The sequence below is a fragment of the Cohnella terricola genome (assembly GCF_007786475.1).
GTDB lineage: Bacteria > Bacillota > Bacilli > Paenibacillales > Paenibacillaceae > Cohnella > Cohnella terricola.
Window position 1 is genome coordinate 1 of the sequence record NZ_VNJJ01000004.1, and the last position, 12,957, is coordinate 12,957.

Consider the following 12,957-nt stretch of genomic DNA (forward strand, 5'->3'; position numbering starts at 1 on the left):
TATGGTCAGTTGTATACGGCGTTAATCGTTTATGTCCTGCTAAAATACGTGTTCGATCAAGGAAACGCAACCGTCCATTGGAGCGCACGGTTGACGTTTGCCGATTTTGATCGCTTATTTAGTTTACAGACATTACCCTTGGAATGGGTGATTTATGTAGCTAACCATCTGGTGTTCCCTCTCCCATCATCTGGTTAATCAACAGGCTTGGGTTTCGCCGGACTGCAGGCGCACGTAGCTCTGTTTCGCACGATTTAGTCAGGTTTCGCCGGACTGCAGACGCACGTAGCTCCATTTCGTACGATTAGTCATGTTTCGCCGGACTACAGACGCACTCAGCTCCGTTTCGCACGATTGAGTTAGGTTTCGCCGGACTACAGACGCACGCAGCTCCATTTCGCACAATATTAGATAGGTTTCGCCGGACAGCAGACGCACGCAGCTTGGTTTCGCACGATTTAGTTAGGTTCTGCCGGACTGCAGGCGCACGCAGCTCCATTTCGCACAATTTAGATAGGTTTCGCCGGACTGCAGACGCACGCAGCTTGGTTTCGCACGATTTAGCCAGGTTTCGCCGGACTACAGACGCACGCAGCTTGGTTTCGCACAATTTAGATAGGTTTCGCCGAACTGCAGACGCACGTAGCTCCATTTCGCACGATTTAGTTAGTTTTCGCCTGGCTACAGACGCACGTGCCACCATTTCGCACGATTTAGTCAGGTTTCGCCGGACTGCAGGCGCACGTAGCTCTGTTTCGCACGATTTAGTCAGGTTTCGCCGGACTGCAGACGCACGTAGCTCCATTTCGTACGATTAGTTAGGTTTCGCCGGACTGCAGGCGCACGTAGCTCCATTCCGCACGATTTAGCCAGGTTTCGCCGGACTCGAGCCTACTTTCTACTTCTGACGAATCAAAAAAAAGCAACCGCCAAATACGGTTGCTTTCATTAGGTTACTTTTCCCATAGCCATTTTCTCAGAGAAGCGTCGACTCGAAGGATGCCGCCTTCCGGATAAACCGGTCGAAACAGCGGGATAAGCTCGCTTAATGTTACTGGCTCCGCACGCTCAATCCAGCCTGCAAAGCATGCCAGAAATCCGAGCAGCCTCTCGGGGGGAATGCCCTCTGCCTGGAGCGATGCAAGCGTCAGCGACTTATCGCGTTTGGACAAGCGCATGCCGGTGTCGTCGACCAATAGTGGAATATGTGAGAAGACAGGAGCCTCCAAGTTAAGTGCCTCGTAGAGTCCCAATTGTCTCGGCGTGGAGTCAAGGAGATCAGCGCCGCGCAGTACGTCCGTGATCCCCATGGCGGCATCGTCGACGGTGACCGCCAGTTGGTAGCTGAACATGCCGTCAGCGCGTTTGACGACGAAATCGCCGAGAGTATCTGCGTCGAAAGCTTGCGGACCTGCCCAGCCATCAAGAAATTCGATGACGCGTTCCGGCATGATAAACCGGATGGCCGGCTCTTTGCGTTTTGCTCTTGCCTCTCGCTCTTCGGGAGATAACGTTCGGCAGAAGCCGGGATAGGCTGCGCCTTCGGATGCCAAACCGTGTGGAGCGCTCCCGATCGACGCCAAGTCGCTGCGGCTGCAATAGCAAGGGTACAGAAAACCCGTTTCGCCCAAACGCTCAAATGCTTCTTCGTAGAGAGGCTCGCGAAGGCTTTGCACGTACGGTTCGTGTGAGCCTCCACGGCGCGGCCCCTCGTCCCAGTCGAGTCCGAGCCAAATTAAATCCTCGATGATCCGTTCAACATACTCGGGCCGGGATCGGGGTTTGTCGATGTCCTCGATTCGCAGCGCGAACTCCCCCCCTGCTTGCCGCATTTGCAGCCAAGCCGCCGTCGCGGCGAACACGTTACCGATATGCAGAAGCCCCGAGGGCGTAGGCGCGAATCTTCCTCGACGGGTCATGTCTCTCACGCTCCTATGGAGATACAAAAAAGAGCAGAGGATGCTCTGCTCGGTTCTAATCCGTATGAATAAGTAAATCATGGCGGAGCCGACGGGATTCGAACCCGCGGTCTCCTGCGTGACAGGCAGGCATGTTAGGCCTCTACACCACGGCTCCACACATTAAAGTTTGTGTCGCAAGACACAAATAAAATCATATCACGAACGGGGTGATATGGCAAGCTTAGTTTGTTCTCATAGCACACTTCAGCGTTGCCGCGCCAGGCACTTTTTTGGCCCTCATCCGCACGTTTCCCCGAGTCTAGTCTAACCAAGGCACTTTTTTGGCCCACATCCGCACGTTGCCCCGAGCCTAGTCTAGCCAAGGTACTTTTTTGGCCTTCGTTCGAAGTAAAACAATTGGCCGAACGAAGGACCAACCGCGCACTAAGGCCCTAAACCGACCATTCTTCCAGCGACATGATCGCCTCGGCTTTCATATCCAGCGAAGAAAATTGCCCGCGGCGCCACTTCAAATCCGCTGCGGCGGCGATCATCGCGGCGTTGTCCGTGCATAGCTTGTTCGGCGGGATCAGCAGCGGCACCCCGGCTTCTTCGCATAACGAGCTTAGCCGTTCACGCAGCCCCCGATTGGCTGCAACTCCGCCGCATAACAGCATCTGGCGCGCGCCGAATTCTTTTGCCGCCCGTATCGCTTTGCCGGTCACGACGTCGATCACCGACTGTTGAAATCCCCGCGCCAAAGCAGAGAAGTCGGGAGTCTCGCCCTTCATGCGCGACCGGTTGATCTCCGCCAAGACGGCCGACTTCAAGCCGCTGAAGCTGAAATCGTAAGAGTCCGGCTCAAGCCAGGAGCGCGGGAGCACGACTTCCTCCGTCGCCTCTTGAGCCAGCTTATCGACATGCGGACCGCCCGGATACGGAAACTTCAATGCCCGGGCGACTTTGTCGTAAGCTTCTCCGACCGCGTCGTCCCTGGTCCTGCCGATAATGCGGAATTTCCCTTCCGCTTCGAGCAGCACGATTTCCGTATGCCCTCCGGACACAACAAGGGCGATCGCCGGATACACAATATCGCCGATCAGATGGTTCGCATAAATATGCCCCGCGATATGATGGGTGCCGATCAGCGGCACGTCCAGCGCCATCGCCAGGCTTTTGGCCGCAACGACGCCCACGAGCAGCGCACCGATCAATCCCGGACCTTGCGTGACTGCGATCGCGTCAACTTCGGCCAGATTAACCCCTGCCTCCCGCACTGCTTCCTCAATAATGATCGTCATCGTCTCGACGTGTTTGCGTGATGCGATCTCCGGCACGACCCCGCCAAATTTCTTGTGCGTTTCGATCTGGCTGGAGATGACGTTCGATAACACCTCGCGCCCATTGCGCACGACCGCAACGGACGTTTCGTCGCAACTGGTCTCGATCGCCAGAAGCACATAATCTTTATCCGAAGGGATCGTCGTCTCGCGTAGTTCTGCCGTCAAGTTTCTCCCTCCTCTGCCGCGCTTGCCGTTTCCGTTTCTTCCGTATACTCAGGGCCAAGCTCAGCCCACATAATCAACGCATCCTCCAGGTTGTCCGAGTAATAGTTCGGACGAACGCCGGAAGGGGCGAACCCCATTTTGCGATATAACGACTGCGCCCTTTCATTGGTAACGCGAACCTCAAGCGTCATTCTCCGCGCGCCAAGAAACCGGGCGGTCTTCATCATCTCCCGCAGGAGCGATCTTCCGTATCCTCGTCCCTGATAGGGCTCCCGAATCGCAATATTCGTGACATGCGCTTCGTCGATAATCAGCCACATCCCGCCGTACCCGATCACGGCCTCTTCATGTTCCATGACCATATACTTCGCAAAAAGATTGTGAGTCAGCTCGTTGCGGAACGCCTCCTCGGACCAAGGAGCAGTAAAAACTTCGCGTTCGATATCCACGATCGTCGGGACATCGTTGAGATTCATTAATCGATAGATCATCCCGTCACTCCCCCCGCGAAGCCGCGAGCAGCTTCGCTTCCGCTTCCGCGAGCTGCGTATAGTTGGGGACGAAGGAATGCACGTCGTCCTTCTCTCCTTGCCGGAACCGCAATTCGGCAAGAAGTCCGATCGCGCCCGCATTTAAGTTGCATGCGTACGTCCGCAATCGCGTTCCCGATTGCTCCGCCTGCTCGATCGCGGCGCAATGAAGTTCGATATCTCCGACGAACCAGATCGCCGCGACCTGGGATTCTTGAGTGCCCTCGTCTTCAATTCGCGCCGCCCAATCCGCGATCAGGCGAATGCCGTCACCGTCGACCGTCCGCCAACCTCCCGAATGATTCGCGGCATGGCGGGAAGTATAGACTTGTCCTCGTCTGGCGTCCATAACGGGAATAATCCAAACATCCAGATCGTCCGCCAAATCTTCGTTCTCCGGCCTCAACTCATGCCACGCGCCCAAAGCCAATGCTTCCAAGCTGGATACGCCGATCAGCGGCTTGTTCCACGCCCATGCGAGCGTCTTGGCGGCAGTCACGGCTATTCGGACTCCTGTATAGGAACCCGGTCCTTGCCCGACCGCGATCGCGTCAAGATCTTGCGCTTGCAGTCCGTTTCGTTCTATAAGTTCTTTAATCTCCGAAATAATCCTTGCCGAATGATTGCGTTCCGCGAAGGAAACGACGGAGTCGACGCGTTCCCCGTTTCTGACGATCGCAGCGGAGAACGCTGCCGTTGACGTATCGAAGGCCAGCACCGTAACGGTTCCGCTGTCGTCGATCAATTCCTCGTCGATTCTCATGCTGTGCCCTCCCCCTTCAGAATCGGCCGGAGCTTTAATTGCGCGCACCAGTTTTCATAGATTTCCCCGACGGGACGGCATACGACCATCCTGGATTCGGCGCCCGTCGTCTCGATGCGAATGTGCATCCTCTCCGGGGGAAGGATCGGCTCGATCAAAGAAGCCCATTCCACCAAGGTCGCGCCTTCTCCCAGAAAATATTCGTCCAGCCCGAGCTCATCGGCTTCTTCGAGCGATAGCCGGTAAACGTCCATATGGTAAAAAGGGAGATCCGCTCCCTCATACTCTTTAATAATCGTGTACGTTGGACTATTCACGATATCCTTTACGCCGAGCGCATCCGCGAAAGCTTGCGCGAACCGCGTCTTGCCGGCGCCCAAATCCCCGTCGACCGCCAGCACCGTACCGGGGAACGCAAGCTCGGCGATCGCTCTCGCGAACGCAACCGTATCTTGCTCGGATTTGACCTCCAACGCGTACTCGGCCGGCGTGCCGCCGTTATGATTCGACTGAATTAACATTCACATGGTCCCTTCGGCAAAATGATTATATCCCCGCTTGGCGATCGGCTTGGGCAGCCCGCCCTTTGCGTTCTCCATCTCGACGCCCGGAGCCCCTTCTTCGACTTCCCCGATGAAGAACAATGGCAAACCTTCCTGCCGGAATCGTTCCTTCAGCTCGGATTCGTACCGCTTATCGACGGTGCCAAGAAGAACGTAATCCTCCCCGCCGAACAAGACGAGGTCGATCGGGCTAAGTCCGTGATCTCGCGCGTAGGCGGACAATTCCCCGGAGAGGGGGAGCCAATCTTCCTTTAGAAGAAGCTTAACCGACGAAGCCTCGGCAATCTCCCAAGCTTCGCTAGCCAAGCCGTCGCTGACGTCATTCAGCGACGACGCCCACCCATTCTCCAATAGAAGACGCCCCGCCTTGACCGACGGCGTGGGACGCCGATGCGCTTGCGCCAGCCGAGGCGGAACCTTGTCCAATTGCCCCCTGCCTCTCATTAACCCATGAAGTCCTGCCGCCGATAGTCCCGTCGGACCGGTCAAGAACACCAATTGGCCGGGCTTCGCGCCGCTTCGACGGATCGCCCGGCCCGCCTCGACCGTTCCGATCACCGTGACGGATACGACCAGATCCCGCGGGGCGGAGGTCGTATCTCCCCCGATTACAGCGACATGATAACGCTCCGCGCACTCGTAAAGCCCGTCATAGAGCCGTTTCATTCGTTCCGCATCCCAGGATGGAGGTACGCTAACCGAGACGAGCGCGAATCTTGGCACGCCTCCCATCGCCGCGATATCGCTGACATTGGATGCGAGCGCTTTATATCCGATATCGGACTCTCCCATCGTCTCGTTTAGGAAGTGAACCTGCTCGACCATCGTGTCCACGGAGACCAGCCATTCTTGTCCCGGACGTTCGGACAAGACGGCCGCATCGTCCCCGATCCCGAGCGCGACTCCGGTCCGAGCGAGGAACTCGGCGTTGTGACGGCCCTCCGTCCAGGCGCGAATGCGTCCGAATTCGTCCAATGGCGGCACGGCGTCTCCCCATTTCTTCATTATTGTCCTAATTATATCGGGGTGTGCCCGAACATGCAAAGACCCGTCCGGCGACGCCGGAACGGGCTCGACCGCTCCTGTTCAGAGTACGAATGTATATTCGCTTTTTGATCCGGGCAATCCTTCTTGTCGCATTTATGAGAATAATATTATTTAAGATTCGCATCCCTTGGCATGCCTGCGAAAAACCGCGCCCCGCGCGGCCGGTGGAAGATTTTATAGCATGTTTTCGCCCGAAGTTGCTGATAGACTTTGAGATATTCCAAGCCAAAGTCCATTGGACGCGGAGAAACCATGTCTTTGGGGTGAAGCCGCAGCGCATGCGGCGGCGGGGCTCCTTGGCCCTAACCCGTCAGCTAACTCCGCAGGCAATTAAAGGGAGGAATTTTGTTCATGAAGAAGTTTAATCCTAAAGGTCTGAAAAAGACGATTATGTTAGGAACGTTGGCATTGGCGATCTCCGTTCCCGTTGGAGTAGGAGCAGCTTCCGCAGCAACTCCGGCAGGAAACACGGTTACGAAAGATCAATTGACGCAAATCGCCAGCCGCTTCGGAATAGATCTCAATGGCATCCTTCAACAAATCGCGCAAGATCAGTATCCGGGCGTAACGAATCCTTCGACAGGAACCGGCAACGGCGGATGGGGACAAATCGTCGTGACCGTGCCGAGCAAACCGGCTCAACCGTCTACACCGACGCCGGCGCCTTCCAAACCGGCTCAACCGTCCACACCAACGACGACGCCTTCCAAACCGGCTCAGCCATCCAAACCGACGACGCCTTCCCAACCGACGACGCCGTCTAAACCGAGCACCGGAAACAACGCAAGCGCAGGCACTTCCCAATCCGAATTTGCCGCTCAAGTCGTTACGCTCGTGAACCAAGAACGCGCAAAAGCCGGTCTTGGCGCTCTGAACACTTCCAATGCTACCTTAACGAAAATGGCTTTGGATAAAGCGAAGGATATGTACAACAAAGGCTACTTCGACCACAACTCGCCGACTTACGGCTCGCCGTTCGATATGATGAAGCAATACGGCATCAACTACAGCTATGCCGGTGAGAACATCGCCAAAGGCCAGCGTACGCCGCAAGAGGTCATGACTGCTTGGATGAACAGCCCGGGCCACCGTGCCAACATCCTCAACCCGAATTACAAGACGATCGGCGTCGCTTATTATAACGGCGTCTGGGTTCAAGAATTCATTGCCTAATATCGGATAGATTACAAAAAGGCTTCACGAAGAAGGGGATCCCTTCTCGTGAAGCCTTTATTTATGATTGGGTATTACGCCTTGAGCACGTCGTGGTCGACGTAACGCTCTCCGTTGATCTCGCTGATGACGTTAATCGCCACCTTGGCCCCGTCTCCCGCAGTAATGATCGTATGCATGCTGACTCCGGCGACTGTACCGGCAGCCCACACGTTCGCGATGCTGGTCTTGCCCTCCGGGGTGCAATCGACAATCGTCTTGATCCGCGGCTCCGTGCCCGGTTTCGTCCGTACACCGCTGGCTTCCGCCACGTCCACGAACATTCCGGTCGCGATGATGACATGGCCCGCTTCGTAAGTTTGTCCCTCGGTTTCGATCGTCACGGAGTTATCTCCCGCGGTCAGCTTCGTCGCTTTGGCCGAAACGAATTCCGCTCCGAATTTGGCTGCCTGCTTCTTGCCCAGTGCGACAAGATCCGGACCGGAGATTCCTTCGGCTCCATAGTGATTTTCGAGCCATGCGCGTTTGGTTACGCTTTGGTCGCTGTCGATCACCAGTGTTTTCTTGCCCGCTTTTGCCGTAAATATGGCTGCGCTGGCGCCCGCAGGTCCCCCGCCGATTATCGCGATGTCGTACATAACAATCACTCCTAAGGAATATTATGGGACCCCCTTATTGTAACACGCGATTATGCGACTTTCAAAAAGTAAGTCCCATTTCCGTGATTGTTCGCGTTAGCGGGAAGTTTCCTGCAACCGTTCCACCGCTACGGTTTGCGTGTCGGTCGGGCTTTGGCCCACTTGGACGGTGGCTACGCCGTTCTCGACGTCGACGTTCTCGATCCAGACCGATTGGCCGTTATCCAACTGTACCTTGATATTGTCGGATGATTCGTAAATTTCCCTGGCCCTTTGCGCTTTCATGGCTTATCGTCCTCCATCGTTCCCGTCGCCGTTTCCGAGATTAATCCGTTATGCATCGTGACTTGGCCTCCGCCGAGTCCTTCGTTGATCATGCGGTCGACGTCCATGTCGTACAAGTCTCTTCCTTCATGGATCGAATCGCTCTGCGCTTGACTGTTTTCTTCCGAATCCATCGGTTCTCGTCTCCTTTCGCAATTGGCTTGCGGCCTTTCCAATATTCCCTGCGCGATTGATTTCCATGCGGAATGGGAACCGTAATGGAAACTGAACGTCAAAGGAGCCGCTGCCCATGCATACCGTCTGGAAAGGCGCCATCAGCTTCGGATTGGTGCACGTCCCCGTGAAAATGTTCACAGCCACCGAGGATAAAGACATCCATCTGCGGATGATCCATAAGGACTGCGGAACGCCGATCGCGAACGTGCGCACCTGCCCTCATTGCGAGAAGGAAGTGGCTTGGGAGGAAATCGCGAAAGGCTACGAGCAGGAAAAAGGACGGTTTGTCCTATTCGAACCGGAAGAATTAGACGCCATTAAACCGGAAAATACGAAAACGATCCAAATTCTCGATTTCGTCGATCTGACGGAAATCGACCCGCTTTATTATCAGAAGGCTTACTACTTGTCTCCCGATCAGGCCGGCTCGGGGGCGTATAATTTATTGCTTGAAGCGATGCGCCAATCGGGCAAGATCGGCATCGCCAAGATCGCCATTCGAAGCAAAAGCAGCCTGGCAGCCATTCGAGCGGTGGACAACTGCATCTGTATGGAAACCATGCATTATCCGGATGAAATCCGCTCGCTCCAGCTCGTACCGAACTTACCGGAGCAAGCCAACGTGAACGACAGGGAGCTGGCGATGGCGAGAATGCTCATCGATCAGCTCTCCACTCCGTTCGACCCGACGAAATACACCGACGATTACCGAATCGCGCTGCAAGAAGCCATTCAGCGCAAAATTTCCGGAGAAGGTGCGGATATCGTGACCGCTCCCGAAGTGGCAAGAACGAACGTCATCGATTTGATGGCCGCGCTGCAGGCAAGTCTGGAAGCGGTCAAGCCGGCTGGCGAGGCCGATACGGGCGGCGAGCGAAACAAAGCGAAAACCCGCGGAACGCGCAGCCGCAAAAAAGAAGGGGCGGTACCGTAACATGCGGGTAACGATCCTCGCCGGCTCCTTCCTATGAATTTAAGTCCGGTGATACCCTTCGAACCCATCTCCGTTCCGTCCTTTCCTCAGGGCGACAACTGGATTGCCCAAATCAAATGGGACGGCGTAAGAATGCTCATCTACTTCGATGGCCGCGAGACGCGGCTGATCAATCGCAGGTTAAACGATCGGACGGCGCAGTACCCTGAATTCGGGGATCCTTCGACCTATTGCGCCTCCTCTTCGTTTATTCTCGACGGGGAGATGATCGCCTTCGACGAGAACAAGCCATCCTTTCACGAAGTCATGAGAAGAGATGGCGTCCGCAAAGAAACGAATATTAGGATTGCCATATCGCAAGTTCCGGTTACCTACATGATTTTCGACGTCTTGTACGCCGATGGAATATGGCTGACTAACGAGCCGCTCGGTGAAAGGCAGAAGAGGCTTAGCGACATGATCGTTCCCTGCGAACGAGTTCAGGTCTGCCAGAATTTCGCCGACGCTCCGAAGCTGTTCGAGTTGATGAAAGCCCACCGCATGGAAGGCATCGTCTGCAAGTCTCTGGACAGCGCCTATTCGATCGGGAAGAAGGACAACCGCTGGCAGAAAATAAAGATCACCCGCGATCTGATAGCGGCCGTTGGAGGGGTTACGTATAACGGCAAACTCGTCAATTCTCTGCTGTTAGGGTTATATGACGAAGAAGGAAAATGGCATTATATCGGAAACGCCGGAACGGGGAAAATGTCGCAAGAAGAGTGGCGCCGATTGACCGATCGTATCCCGTCGATCGCCTCCGTCGATATGCCGTTCTCCCATAAACCCGATAAGCATAAAGACGCGGTATGGGTCATTCCGACCATTGTCGCCAAAGTAAGTTTCCTGGAATGGACACCGGGCGGAACGATGCGGCAGCCGAGCATTCAAGCTTTGCTTCCCCCAACGTCGTTGTCGGAATGTTCGCTGAAGCAGATTGACGAACGATAACCGCCGCTGCAAAGGAGACCGGAATGGAAAAGCAAAGAACGATCGTGCGGCTTGGCGAGCATGAACTGGCCATCTCCCATCCGGATAAGCCAATTTGGCCGGAGGCAGGGATCACCAAACTCATGTACGTACAAATTCTTGCCGAACTCTCCCCCTACCTGTTGCCTTACACTATGGGCCGCTATTTAACGACGATTCGTTACCCGGAAGGCATTCACGGGGTGAGCTTCTACCAGAAAAATTGTCCCGAGCCGATCCCGGATTACGTTCGCACCGCCCAAGACGGAAAAATCCGTTATGTCGTCCTCGATTCCGTGCAGACGCTGCTCTGGATGGGTAGCTTATACAGTCTGGAATATCACGTATCATCCGATGAAATCGCGAATCCTCTGCCGAATACCTGGATGCTCGATATCGATCCTTCGCTCGAAGTAGAACCCCGTTTGATGGAAGCGACCGACCTCGTCGGACAATTGCTGAATTCGCTTGGCCTAAGCGCGGTTCCCAAAACTTCGGGCGCGACCGGTGTGCAAGTGGTCATGCCGATCGAGCGAGGCCCGAGCTTCGACGAGCTCCGGCGCTTCGGCAAGTTCGTCTCGGAGTATCTCGTGGCGCGGCATCCCGGTTTGTTCACCGTAGAACGTTTGAAGAAGGATCGGGGCGATCTGATCTACCTTGACTATCTGCAGCACTATGCAGGCAAGACGCTTCCCGCCCCTTACTCTCCGCGTGCCCGCTCCGGTGCGACCGTGTCGACTCCGCTCTCCTGGGACGAAGTGCGCCGGAACGTCATACCTGCCGACTTTCATCTGCTGAATATCCGGGAACGTCTCCGGGATCGAGGCGACTTGCTGATCTCCGCTCCGCGTCAATCGCTCGCCCCGGTGATCTCAAGTCTGCCCGCCACGATCTAGAGCAAAGGCGACAATAATCGCGCCATCGCTTCTTTGATCTTCTGAACGCGGGACCGCCGATGAAATTTCTGCAGATTGATCTCCCTGCTGTCCTCCAGATCCTGCAGGAAATCCCGTTCCAATTCGGAGATCGCCCTCGGCTCGAATAAATGGGCATTAATCTCGAAATTGCTGAAGAAGCTGCGCAGATCCATATTCGCCGATCCTACGACCGCGACGAACTTGTCGACGATCAGCGTCTTGGCATGAACAAACCCTTTCTCGTATTGCCAGATTCTGACCCCGGAGCGCATCATTTCTTCCGCGTATGACAACGTCGCAAAATGCACGAGCCACGTATCCGGAACGTGAGGAATGATGATCCGTACGTCGACCCCGCTCGCCGCCGCGTCGTGAAGAGCCATGGCGATGCTCGAGCTGGGAATAAAATAGGGTGTCGCAATCCATATGCGTTCGTTGGCTGCGTTCACCAACGCGAACACCGAATCGTGAATCGCGTCCCCCTTCCGGTTCGGTCCCGCCGGAACGATCTGCACCGCCTCATCTTTCGGAATGCCGTGAATCGGAAAGAACGACGGATCGTCCGGCTTATCGCGCGTCGCGATCTCCCAGTCTTTCAGGAATACTTCTTGCAGCCAATAGACAGAATCCCCTTCGAGCATTAGGTGGGTATCTCGCCAATAACCTAACCTCGGGTGCTTCCCGATGTATTCGTCCCCAACGTTAATGCCTCCGATAAAGCCGATTTTGCCATCCACTACCGTAATTTTCCGATGGTTGCGATAATTCATTCTCTTTTTCAGGAAGGAAGGTCTAAGCGGGAAAAAACAAGCGCACTCCACCCCGCCTTGCTTCAGATCGCGAATGTATGAATCCCTCAGCTTTATGCTTCCGATCCCATCGTACAGCAGCTTTACCTGAACGCCTTCGCGCGCTTTCCCGATGAGCGCCTGTTGAAAATCCCTTCCCACCCCGTCGTCGCGGACGATATAGGACGAAACATGGATATGCGACTTCGCGCCGCGGATCGCTTCGAGCATCGCCTCGTAAGTATCCATGCCGTTATTGAATATCCGGCTTCGGTTTCTGCCCGTTATCGGCAATTCGCCTCTCTTGAGCAACGTTCGAAATAAGCGCGTCTGCGAAGAAAGTTCCGGCACCGGCAGCTCGGAAGCGCTCGTTATTGTGTCGCTCATCGCGATCAGCTTAGCCCGGCGACGTTGGTCAAGGCTCCCCCGGCGGCGAGCCTTTCTGCTTCTACGGTACTCAGTAGCCAGAAAGTAATACAGAATAAAACCCACGAGCGGGAACAAAAACAAGATAAAAAGCCAAGCCGTCGCATGGGCGGGCCTGCGGAATTCAAGCAGCAATATGGTCGCCGCCTGAAAGATAAAGATGAATAACAGAATGCTAATTCCAAGCGCAATCATTCGCCTTACCCTCGCCGTCTCTTATTGATTATAGGAATGAAAGGAAGGTTTCCAGAATAAATAGC

The 12,957-nt window shown here is 55.2% G+C and carries 14 protein-coding genes, 1 tRNA gene, 1 pseudogene and 1 riboswitch; of the genes and pseudogenes, 5 read left to right on the plus strand and 11 right to left on the minus strand.

Annotation, left to right across the window (positions count from 1 at the left end):
- Positions 1-198 (plus strand): annotated as a pseudogene (locus FPZ45_RS25520) (IS4 family transposase); the annotation flags it as partial.
- A 755-nt stretch (positions 199-953) separates the two neighbouring features.
- Here FPZ45_RS25520 and gluQRS read toward each other — a convergent pair.
- The 7 genes from gluQRS to thiL form a co-directional block, all read right to left on the minus strand.
- Positions 954-1,919, minus strand: a complete 966-nt coding sequence (gluQRS, locus tag FPZ45_RS08045; protein WP_144700106.1) for a tRNA glutamyl-Q(34) synthetase GluQRS — start codon at positions 1,917-1,919, stop codon at positions 954-956.
- An 80-nt stretch (positions 1,920-1,999) separates the two neighbouring features.
- A tRNA-Asp gene (locus FPZ45_RS08050) sits at positions 2,000-2,076 on the minus strand.
- Between the two features lie 277 nt (positions 2,077-2,353).
- The gene (gene tsaD, locus FPZ45_RS08055; RefSeq protein ID WP_186438283.1) at positions 2,354-3,409 is read right to left on the minus strand and encodes a tRNA (adenosine(37)-N6)-threonylcarbamoyltransferase complex transferase subunit TsaD; all 1,056 of its coding nucleotides are present in this window, start codon (positions 3,407-3,409) and stop codon (positions 2,354-2,356) included.
- Entirely contained in the window at positions 3,406-3,900 is a 495-nt protein-coding gene (rimI, locus tag FPZ45_RS08060) for a ribosomal protein S18-alanine N-acetyltransferase (RefSeq protein WP_144700107.1), read from the minus strand. Before rimI ends, tsaD begins: the two co-directional genes overlap by 4 nt.
- A gap of 4 nt (positions 3,901-3,904) precedes the next feature.
- Positions 3,905-4,702: a tRNA (adenosine(37)-N6)-threonylcarbamoyltransferase complex dimerization subunit type 1 TsaB gene (gene tsaB / locus FPZ45_RS08065; RefSeq protein ID WP_144700108.1), complete on the minus strand. Its 798-nt coding sequence runs from the start codon at positions 4,700-4,702 to the stop codon at positions 3,905-3,907.
- On the minus strand, positions 4,699-5,223 hold the full coding sequence (gene tsaE / locus FPZ45_RS08070) for a tRNA (adenosine(37)-N6)-threonylcarbamoyltransferase complex ATPase subunit type 1 TsaE (RefSeq protein ID WP_144700109.1): 525 nt from the start codon (positions 5,221-5,223) through the stop codon (positions 4,699-4,701). Before tsaE ends, tsaB begins: the two co-directional genes overlap by 4 nt.
- Entirely contained in the window at positions 5,224-6,270 is a 1,047-nt protein-coding gene (gene thiL, locus FPZ45_RS08075) for a thiamine-phosphate kinase (protein ID WP_144700110.1), read from the minus strand. It abuts the gene before it with no gap.
- Positions 6,271-6,525: 255 nt separating this feature from the next.
- Positions 6,526-6,657, plus strand: a riboswitch (cyclic di-AMP (ydaO/yuaA leader).
- A 6-nt stretch (positions 6,658-6,663) separates the two neighbouring features.
- Here thiL and FPZ45_RS08080 point away from each other — a divergent pair.
- Positions 6,664-7,485: a CAP domain-containing protein gene (locus FPZ45_RS08080; protein ID WP_144700111.1), complete on the plus strand. Its 822-nt coding sequence runs from the start codon at positions 6,664-6,666 to the stop codon at positions 7,483-7,485.
- 74 nt (positions 7,486-7,559) lie between these two features.
- Here the strand turns inward: FPZ45_RS08080 and FPZ45_RS08085 are convergent, their stop codons facing one another.
- From FPZ45_RS08085 to FPZ45_RS25255, 3 genes are all read right to left on the minus strand, one after another.
- Complete coding sequence (locus FPZ45_RS08085; protein WP_144700112.1) at positions 7,560-8,123, minus strand: FAD-dependent oxidoreductase; 564 nt, start codon at positions 8,121-8,123, stop codon at positions 7,560-7,562.
- 96 nt (positions 8,124-8,219) lie between these two features.
- Positions 8,220-8,408, minus strand: coding sequence for an H-type small acid-soluble spore protein (locus FPZ45_RS08090; RefSeq protein ID WP_144700113.1), 189 nt, complete (start codon positions 8,406-8,408; stop codon positions 8,220-8,222).
- Complete coding sequence (locus tag FPZ45_RS25255) at positions 8,405-8,581, minus strand: hypothetical protein (protein WP_186438284.1); 177 nt, start codon at positions 8,579-8,581, stop codon at positions 8,405-8,407. Before FPZ45_RS25255 ends, FPZ45_RS08090 begins: the two co-directional genes overlap by 4 nt.
- A gap of 116 nt (positions 8,582-8,697) precedes the next feature.
- Between FPZ45_RS25255 and ku the strand changes: the two genes are divergently transcribed.
- From ku to ligD, 3 genes are read left to right on the plus strand one after another with little or no spacing between them, the layout of a single operon-like run.
- Positions 8,698-9,558, plus strand: a complete 861-nt coding sequence (gene ku / locus FPZ45_RS08095) for a non-homologous end joining protein Ku (protein WP_144700114.1) — start codon at positions 8,698-8,700, stop codon at positions 9,556-9,558.
- A 33-nt stretch (positions 9,559-9,591) separates the two neighbouring features.
- Positions 9,592-10,548, plus strand: coding sequence for an ATP-dependent DNA ligase (locus FPZ45_RS08100; protein ID WP_144700115.1), 957 nt, complete (start codon positions 9,592-9,594; stop codon positions 10,546-10,548).
- A 23-nt stretch (positions 10,549-10,571) separates the two neighbouring features.
- Positions 10,572-11,462, plus strand: a complete 891-nt coding sequence (gene ligD / locus FPZ45_RS08105; protein ID WP_144700116.1) for a non-homologous end-joining DNA ligase — start codon at positions 10,572-10,574, stop codon at positions 11,460-11,462.
- Here ligD and cls read toward each other — a convergent pair.
- The gene (gene cls, locus FPZ45_RS08110; RefSeq protein ID WP_144700117.1) at positions 11,459-12,892 is read right to left on the minus strand and encodes a cardiolipin synthase; all 1,434 of its coding nucleotides are present in this window, start codon (positions 12,890-12,892) and stop codon (positions 11,459-11,461) included. The genes ligD and cls overlap by 4 nt on opposite strands.
- Between the last annotated feature and the right edge of the window lie 65 nt (positions 12,893-12,957).

Bases quoted from the DNA above. Each gene is read 5' to 3' on its own strand.
- gluQRS (WP_144700106.1), bottom strand. From the start codon at position 1,919: ATGACCCGTCGAGGAAGATTCGCGCCTACGCCCTCGGGGCTTCTGCAT.
- rimI (WP_144700107.1), bottom strand. From the start codon at position 3,900: ATGATCTATCGATTAATGAATCTCAACGATGTCCCGACGATCGTGGAT.
- tsaB (WP_144700108.1), bottom strand. From the start codon at position 4,702: ATGAGAATCGACGAGGAATTGATCGACGACAGCGGAACCGTTACGGTG.
- tsaE (WP_144700109.1), bottom strand. From the start codon at position 5,223: ATGTTAATTCAGTCGAATCATAACGGCGGCACGCCGGCCGAGTACGCG.
- thiL (WP_144700110.1), bottom strand. From the start codon at position 6,270: ATGAAGAAATGGGGAGACGCCGTGCCGCCATTGGACGAATTCGGACGC.
- FPZ45_RS08080 (WP_144700111.1), top strand. From the start codon at position 6,664: ATGAAGAAGTTTAATCCTAAAGGTCTGAAAAAGACGATTATGTTAGGA.
- FPZ45_RS08085 (WP_144700112.1), bottom strand. From the start codon at position 8,123: ATGTACGACATCGCGATAATCGGCGGGGGACCTGCGGGCGCCAGCGCA.
- FPZ45_RS08090 (WP_144700113.1), bottom strand. From the start codon at position 8,408: ATGAAAGCGCAAAGGGCCAGGGAAATTTACGAATCATCCGACAATATC.
- FPZ45_RS25255 (WP_186438284.1), bottom strand. From the start codon at position 8,581: ATGGATTCGGAAGAAAACAGTCAAGCGCAGAGCGATTCGATCCATGAA.
- ku (WP_144700114.1), top strand. From the start codon at position 8,698: ATGCATACCGTCTGGAAAGGCGCCATCAGCTTCGGATTGGTGCACGTC.
- FPZ45_RS08100 (WP_144700115.1), top strand. From the start codon at position 9,592: ATGAATTTAAGTCCGGTGATACCCTTCGAACCCATCTCCGTTCCGTCC.
- ligD (WP_144700116.1), top strand. From the start codon at position 10,572: ATGGAAAAGCAAAGAACGATCGTGCGGCTTGGCGAGCATGAACTGGCC.
- cls (WP_144700117.1), bottom strand. From the start codon at position 12,892: ATGATTGCGCTTGGAATTAGCATTCTGTTATTCATCTTTATCTTTCAG.